Annotated in this window: 5 protein-coding genes; 2 read left to right on the forward strand and 3 right to left on the reverse strand. The window is 40.3% G+C overall.

Going from position 1 to position 8,651, the window contains the following annotated elements; all coding sequences use genetic code 11:
* Positions 1–38 precede the first annotated feature (38 nt).
* Genes BMY50_RS25025 through BMY50_RS25035 form a run of 3 tightly spaced genes read right to left on the reverse strand, consistent with a single transcriptional unit; the run spans position 39 to position 5,626 of the window.
* Positions 39–2,897, reverse strand: a complete 2,859-nt coding sequence (locus BMY50_RS25025) for a glycoside hydrolase family 2 protein (protein ID WP_093331257.1) — start codon at positions 2,895–2,897, stop codon at positions 39–41.
* Between the two features lie 20 nt (positions 2,898–2,917).
* Positions 2,918–4,228, reverse strand: a complete 1,311-nt coding sequence (locus tag BMY50_RS25030; RefSeq protein WP_238383888.1) for a rhamnogalacturonan acetylesterase — start codon at positions 4,226–4,228, stop codon at positions 2,918–2,920.
* Between the two features lie 33 nt (positions 4,229–4,261).
* On the reverse strand, positions 4,262–5,626 hold the full coding sequence (locus tag BMY50_RS25035; protein WP_093331299.1) for a glycoside hydrolase family 28 protein: 1,365 nt from the start codon (positions 5,624–5,626) through the stop codon (positions 4,262–4,264).
* Positions 5,627–5,970: 344 nt separating this feature from the next.
* Here BMY50_RS25035 and fbp point away from each other — a divergent pair, with 344 nt between their 5' ends.
* Together fbp and BMY50_RS25045 are read left to right on the forward strand one after the other, a co-directional pair.
* Entirely contained in the window at positions 5,971–6,984 is a 1,014-nt protein-coding gene (fbp, locus tag BMY50_RS25040) for a class 1 fructose-bisphosphatase (RefSeq protein WP_093331267.1), read from the forward strand.
* Between the two features lie 296 nt (positions 6,985–7,280).
* Complete coding sequence (locus tag BMY50_RS25045) at positions 7,281–7,910, forward strand: RNA polymerase sigma-70 factor (protein ID WP_162276672.1); 630 nt, start codon at positions 7,281–7,283, stop codon at positions 7,908–7,910.
* Positions 7,911–8,651: the final 741 nt, after the last annotated feature.

The raw sequence follows: 8,651 nt of genomic DNA on the forward strand, positions 1-8,651 counted from the left end.
TGGCTTACAACTGACAACGCACAACTAACAACCAATAACTAATCAGTCAACACGTTCACTTTCGGCATCTCAAACTGTTTATTCTCTCCTTTTACTTTTGGTGTCCCGAAGTAGAAATAGACTTGTCTTTCGATAAGTTTTCCATCGAGGTGGTTCAACTCGCTTTTGGGTCCTAAACCTTTGGTGTCAGTTGTCATATTTAAAGCAAGCTTCGTACCGATGGGGGGTATCGCGTCTAGAAAAGAGATATCCCCTATAGGAAGATCTGGATGCGATTTCGCCCCAGTTAATCCATAAAAATCAAATAATCGAACATAGAGGTCATCATCTGGAAAAGACATATAGAATTTTCCCTCAACGGTGTTCATTTCCATCCAGGTGACATCGGCATAATATCCTTTAAACTCTGGGTAGAGCCAGGGGTAGCTGCCGGTTTGTGTATTATTATTGCGCTTTTCCCAAACATTGTAAGTAGTACCCTGCATTCTGTTTTTCCAAACACGATATGGCCCTTTACCTAACCATTTTACACCTAAAACGAAGTTTTCAGGGTAGGTAAAACTGACTCCTGCAAAGCGTTGATCACCATTTAAGGTATATCCATAGTCCATTTCCAACCATCCTGTTTTATCCATTTTCCATTTAATATATTTTAGATCGCCTTCATAAGTAGCTTCGATCACCGCAGTCTCATCATCTCGATAATGTTTTACGTTTATAGGTTTTGCTTTTCCGCTTACTAAAAGCGGACCGTCTTTGAACGAAAGCGCTTTACTATATTTATTAGCCAAAGCTGCCAGCAGGCCCGTGTTCTTATTAATATATACGGTGATGCCATTTGCGGTCATCTGGATAAGACTATCTTGTTCCATGAGCTGAACGGCTGTATCTATCGGCTCATCGAAATGATGAAAGGCTAGCTGTGCATTATCCTTGGTTTTCCAAACCCAGCGGAAAATCTCATTCCCTTGCAAATCGAATGCAGTTAAGGCGAAGGCATCTTGGTCCATCCAAGACGTTGGCAATTCCATATGCAAACTTCCCTTTTCCAATGGCGCAATAGCAGGAAATTTTCCTTTTCCGCTAGATATTACTGTAAAACCATCGCCTGTTTGCAAGGGTTTGTCGAAATTTAAAAGCTCCCATTTAAAAGTACATTGATTTAAGTTGGTAAAGTGATACCGGTTTTCTACTAATATATCGCCCTTAAAATTTGGATCAAGGGCCTCCATCGTTATTTTAATCGGTGCATAAATTTCTCGGATAGCATTCACGCTGCCCTCTTGTTCGCGATGCGGCCCTACCAAACCATCCGGTGCATTTACTCCATTTACGTCGATCATGTTCTGCTCATCCGTCCGTACCAATCCTTCGTCCACTAAAGCCCATAGAAAACCACCTGCACCTCTTTTAGCATTCCAGTGTAGCTCCCAAATATCTTCCAGTCCGGCTGCACCACCCCCATCATCTTGTGCGTGCAAAAATTCAGTAGGCATATAAATATTGGTATCTGCCAATATTTTTTTTGTGCTATAGTAGTCTTCATAATGATTGCCATCAATTCCATTAAAAGCATTTCCAGGACGATGATGCGCATGTATTACCGGTCTATTTGAAATATCATAATGGCCAAACAGGGTATCGAGGTCAAAATTATGCCCACCTTCATTTCCATTGCTCCAAAAAATAATAGAAGGATGGTTAGCATCACGTATAACCATTTCCTTTACCAATTTCGTTCCAACAGGAGTAGCATAAGCTTTCTGCCAACCTGCTAATTCATCAAGTACATAAAGACCCAATGAGTCACAGATATTTAGAAAGGATTTATCAGGTGGATAATGCGAGCAACGGACGGCATTCATGTTCATATATTTAATGAGTTTCACATCCTCTAAATCGATGCTTGCATTCACAGACCGTCCCGTTTCAGGCCACCACACATGTCGATTTACACCCTTCATCTTTATTTTCGTTCCGTTCAAGTAAATGCCATCCTGTTTACGTATTTCAATGGTTCTAAAACCAAATTTCTGTTGCATTTCATAAACTACTTTTCCATTTTTATACAGTTCTGTTTTTACCGTATAGCGGTTGGGCGTCTCGGCAGTCCACAGTGCTGGATTTGCCACCTTCGTGTTAAGATACACAATAGAGTCGTTGACCTTTGCTTGCACCCTGCCTATCTGTTTATTTTGCTGATCTATAATTTCGCTTTTTAACATTAAGCCCTCGTTCACTCCGTCGATATGCACTTGCATATTAAAAGCACCATCAGCCCTCGCGTCGATCGCTACATGATCAATAAACGATTGGGGCACAATTTCTAGATAAACAGGTCGAAAAATACCCCCAAGAATCCAATAGTCTGCTAGACGTTCGGCGTTGTTAACAGAAGGATCGGCAGACATCTTGCTGACGGTTACTTCCAATTGATTATCTTTCCCATAAACAAGCTTATCGCTTATATCATACTTAAAACGATAAAAGGCACCTTGGTGTATCGGACCAGCGGATTTGCCATTAATTTTCACCTCCGCGTCAGTCATTACCCCTTCGAATACAACAAATATTTTTTTCCCTTTCCATTCATCTTTCACAGAGAACATTTTTCTATAAACACCTTTCTCATCATGAAAACGGAAATTTTTTCCGTAGGTGACATAGTCTCTCCCATAATTATAATTGCCATAACCCTGTTGCTCCCAATGAGCTGGGACTGCAATCTTGTCCCATTTACCACTTTTACGTCCTCCCGAACACCAGAAATCCCAATCAACTGTATGTTCATTATCTGTACCAGATAGGTACTGAATCTGTTTTTTTACATCTTGGCAAAAAGCTTTATTAAAACTTAAAGTCGTTAAGGCGATTAGTAGAAGAGCTTTGTATATCATGATCTGAGTCTATATTCAAATTAATTTCCATCAGGTTTAGTACTATCGGCACGTGGGCTTTCGGGCCAATTCCAATCGGCCAATGCACCTGGCCTAGCTGGATTATAAACAGGCGCATTTTCTTTAATATAAACTACCAGGGAAGGAACTTTTTCACGAATTCCCTGCAGTACACATTGTGCTATCTGGTAAGCGCCATAAGTATTAAAATGCGTATTATCTTCCAAAGCCTCGTGCTGTGCGGGGTAGGTATTTGCAGGATAATGTACAAAAGCCTTCTTCGAAGGCTCTACGCCTAAGGTTTCATACAAAACCTTCGTCATTTTATTCAAATCGATTAAAGGCACATTCAATTCAGCGGCAACTTTTCTCGCCGCTTCAGGAAAATCTCCAAGTGAGTTCGTAATCCGTCCATTTTCATCAAAGCTTCGTCTATTGGTGGATGTCAAGATAACCGGGATTCCCTGCTTCGCACGCACTGCTTTGACAAAAAACCGAAGTCGGTCAGTATAGGAGCCATAAGCACCTGCATTATGCCCTTTTTCTTTTTGATCATTATGTCCGAATTCAATAAACAGATAGTCGTTTGGCTGCATCACACTTAAAACCTTATCCAATCGCTTCGAGCTCAGGAAGCTTCCCAACGACAGGCCCGATTCAGCGTGATTTGCTATCGCCACCTTTGGATTGAAGAAAGCAGTGATCATTTGCCCCCAAGAAGCCCAAGGCTCATCTTCTTGATTAACCACAGTAGAGTTACCTGCGAGGTAAATTGTAGGAAAATGTTCTTCCCCTTTTGTGATGGTTAATGTCTGTAAGCTGCAATGCGTGGCATCAAATTCAATTGTTAGTTTCTCATCCCAATCGAGCTTAGTAAATTCGCGAGGCTTTAGCTTGACCGCTACTCCATTTGTTATTTGCCGATCTTTAATATTAACCGTAAAGGTCTTTGTGGTACTTTGGCCAGCCTTCAAGGGCGTGTTAAGCAGCATCAGTCGGCGCGACTCGGCCTTTACCGTAAAAGATCCCGCTACCCCATCATTTGCTTTTACCTGTATGGTGATTTGATAATTGCCTTCTGCTGCTTTTGTTGAAAAGTAAAAAGGAGTGCCTTTCTTTATATCCTTTATCAAATCATAGCCGCTAGCCTGTTTGTCCGCATAAAAGGTATGCGGACCTATGAAGGTATAACCAGGAAGTTTTTCGATGAAACTATATTTTTGTATGGATTGCTGCGCATAGCTACATAGCTGCGTAAGCATGAAGCCAACAAACAATAGACTTCTCAACATCTTCTCCGACTTAATGAGTAACATGAATAGATTTGACATTATGTGCACAAATGGGTTAACAGGATGCAGATATCAATTTGAAATATCAATATTTTCAACATGTTTGCTAATATATTTTTCTCCTTGTACATGAGTCGCCTTTAATTTCTTGAGCGACACATTGCTAATAGGAAGCTCCTCTTCTCCCAATATCCTTGAAACAAACTGCACGTCAGAAACGGAAATATTCTCTAGAAAGATATCCTTGATTGGTGTCAGCCGTCTTTCATAAGTTGGGACCAAGGTTCGCCATTGATATAATACATCCGTTTCAATACCTAATATGCCCAGATCAATCTTCCCAGCTTTAAGATTCGATGCATAAACCTTTTTTACGTAACCACCCATTCTTTCATTAGTTTTGATAAAAACCAGGTGATTTAATTTTGCGCCCTCCAATACCTCGCAATTATCAACAAAAACATGCTCGATGCCACCGGATAGCTCGCTACCAATGGCAACTAATTGATGTCCGTTCTTGACAATACAGTTGCGTATCACAACGTTCTTCGAAGGTATTTTCAAACGCCAGCCCTCCGGATTTCTTCCAGACTTTATTGCGATCGCATCGTCCCCCTGGTCAAAGAAACAATCTTCAATCAGTACATTTTGACTCATTTCAGGATCGACGCCATCGTTATTGTGCCCATGAGCATATACCTTTACTTTTCTAATCACCACATTTTTAGCGAGATATGGATGGATCGTCCAAAAAGGGCTATTAGTAATCGAAATTCCCTCCAGCAATATATTTTCACTTCGGTTAAACTGAATAAATTGGGGACGAAGATGAGCAGTATCATCTACCATTTGCCTGCTTTCAATGGGTGTACGGCTCCAAGCAAGGTTGTATAGGCGTTTGATGCTCTCCATGTGTGCTTGGGGCCGAGCAAACCACTTTTTCCAAACATCCATTTTCGCTTTTATTTCCCCTTCGCCCGTAATGGCTATGTTTTTACACTGATAGGCATATATAAGTGGCGAGTAGTTATAACACTCCATCCCCTCCCACGAAGCGTGTACCGCTGGAAGATAATCCGCCGGATCCTCAGAAAATAGTAATACAGCACCTTTTTCCAGGTGTAGATTGACGTTGCTTTTCAAGTGAATTTTGCCTGTTAACCATTCGCCGCTTGGAATAACCACTACCCCACCTCCTATTTCATTTGCCTTACTGATAGCCGAAGCAATGGCTTGCGTTGTTTTGTCCTTATTCGTTTGATCGGCTCCAAAATCCGTGATCAGCAATCGCTTACACCGACTAAAATCCGGTATCTGAATTTCAGGCATCTCGAAGGGCGCTGCTACTTTTATTTTAGTAAGTGCTACTCCTTCTTCTGCATTTGCGTAAAACGCAGAGAAGTATAATGTTAAAAAAATGAATAAGTATCTCATCATATAAGTTAATTGAACCAAGGTGGAAACAAAAGAATCATCAAATTTTATGATCAGCAACCCGCTCCATCCTGCCGCAAAACCTAAAACAGTAAAAAAACATCTGCCAAGCTAGTTAAAACCATATCAACGAATAATATAATGTTTAAAAAAATCAACGCAATCGATTCCGCTTAGCTTTCTGACCAACCAATAGCGAAAAAATTATTCGCAAGCATGATACATCATCACGGAACATGACAGTGAAAACAATCGAATGTTTTTCTTTTGAAAAAAAGGCAAGAAGTCGTTAAACAGGCAATCCCGCACTTTGTTAGAAGCCTCTTGATTATTTAGATCTGGAAATTATGAACACATTAAAAACCTTAGGTCAATTTATTATCGAAAAACAAGCCGACTTTCCATTTGCAAAAGGAGAGCTTAGCAGGCTATTACGTGACATTGGTATTGCAGCCAAAATAGTAAACAGAGAAGTGAATAAAGCGGGCCTTGTAGATATATTAGGCAACGCCGGAACAATGAATGTGCAAGGAGAAGACCAGAAAAAATTGGATATTTACGCGAATGAGCAGTTTATAGCAGCCTTACGAACGGGTGGTGAATGCTGCGTAGTTGCTTCCGAAGAAAACGACGAATGCGTGTATATCGAGTCAGAAATCTCGAAGAATGCCAAATATATCGTAGCCATTGACCCCTTAGATGGTTCATCAAACATAGAAGTAAATGCCGCAATTGGTACGGTTTTTAGTATTTATCGTAAAATAAATTCGGATCAAAAGCCAACCATCGAAGACGTGCTGCAACCAGGCAACAAGCAGGTCGCAGCCGGTTATGTCATCTATGGATCTTCTACCATGCTCGTTTACACCACAGGAAAGGGGGTTAATGGTTTCACATTAGATCCTTCGATAGGAGAGTTCTGCTTATCGCATCCCAATATGAAAATACCCAAAGACGGAACGATCTATTCTATAAACGAAGGAAATTATGTGCACTTCCCTAAGGGTGTAAAAGATTACATCAAATATTGCCAAGTGGAAGATAAGGAGACCTCTCGACCTTATACTTCTCGTTACATTGGCTCCATGGTTGCTGATATACACCGTAACCTAATAAAAGGTGGTATCTTTCTCTATCCTGTTTCCTCTGCTTATCCCGACGGAAAGTTGCGATTGGTATACGAATGCAATCCCATGGCCTTTATTTTAGAGCAGGCCGGTGGATTGGCAACCGATGGTTATCAACGTATTTTAGATATAAAACCGATCGAGCTTCATCAAAGAGCTGCCATTTTTCTCGGATCTGAAAACATGGTATTGATGTTACATAGTTTTTTAAAAGAGGTAAAGAAAGTCGGATAGGCCGTGCTGGTCATGTGAAAGGTTACGATTATTACGTGACATTTCATCCGTAAATAATTTTGTCCATCGGTCGGATGGAGCTTACCATGTTTAATCCGCCAGCTGGCGGACCATCTATGTGATGAAAACTAAATTTTAAACATGGACGGTTCATATCAAGAAAACAATCTGTACCTTTACATGACAGTACAGGATTGTTTTCTGGTTTACGTGCCTTATTATTGAGCAATCTTTCTGCGACCTAATTGTTATAAACTTATTAAGCGATTGTTTTACATCTTTATAAAAGGCTCGAATTGAAACGAAATCAGCAAATTTGCACGTATTGGAAACAAGTGGTTTTCGAAAGCAATATCAATGCTTTTGAAAAATTATTTCATTTAACCAATGCTAATTTCATTAAGTTTTGCCGCCAATATACCAGCGATAAGGAAGCTTCTGAAGAAATTGTTTCTGATGTATTTGTGGACCTATGGTTCCATCGTAATAAGTTAACGCATGTTAAAAACCCGGAAGTCTATCTCTTAATTTGTGTAAAAAATAAAGCGCTGAATCATTGGAAAAAGAATTCTTATATGCAATTGGTACCGATTGATGAGGAAGCCAATGAAATAATGGATGCTTATCGTCCAGATGAAGAACTCGAAAGGAAAGAGCTCTTTATGCAATTAGATAAGGCAATCGGATCGCTTCCACATCAATGTCGTGTCATTTTTAAACTGGTTAAGGAAGACGGTATGAAATGTGGGGAAGTCGCCGAGATCCTCAATATCTCAATACGCACTGTACATGCACAGATCTACCGAGCCATGACTAAATTAAATACCGTCATGACCAAGCATCAAACGTCCCATATAGCAACAATCATTAAAAACATTGCTTCAGCTATCGTTCTTTGTCTTTCACTGCAGAGCAGCTGTTTTTGAAAACGAAGGATTAATTTTTCGCTTAGTGGCAGCGACACCGCCAACTACTTTATTTTTCATAACGAGTTTATTTTCATTGGCATTCAAGCTTCTCGCCGACTGGCTCGAGGTTTCCGCAAAGAAAGTAGTCAAAGAAACTCGCCGCTGCAAAATTTACAGGAATGTTAGTGCCTCCCACTGCATGACATAAATTTTGGAGGCGGCATTGTCGAAAGCTAAAGGTATGTGCTTCTAACAAACGTGCCATAGTTTACACGTTGTACATCGTTTACAAAGTATTACGCTGCGTCGCATAATCTCTCCGTTATGCTAAAATATCACCTAGGAAGTTTGCGGTTTGCAAGTTGAAGCACTACCATTGTAGCAAAGTTCCAAGCGATGAGTTTTTTGTTTCTCGTATGTTTGGAAATCATTAAGTTTCTGGAGAAATAGCAAGAGGAGAAGGGAAGAAATATTTTGTTTCAGGGAGTTGAAGGTAATATCCCGAAAAAAGAATCATTCACCATCTCCTAATGCTTCTCCGAGTCTGAACAGTACTTAGGGAGCTTTGGCATCCCGTATAAATGCGAGAAAAGATGATGGAAGCTTTTGCTGTCTCATTAACCCATTTTATCATGAAAACAACTAAACATTGTGTTGGCGTAGATGTATCGAAGGATTCGATAGTTTGCTGCTTGGGAAGTAGTCAGCAAGAGATCACTGTTTTTAGCAGGCCAAAAACCTTTACAAACGATCTAAAGG

The organism is Olivibacter domesticus (genome assembly GCF_900109575.1).
GTDB lineage: Bacteria > Bacteroidota > Bacteroidia > Sphingobacteriales > Sphingobacteriaceae > Olivibacter > Olivibacter domesticus.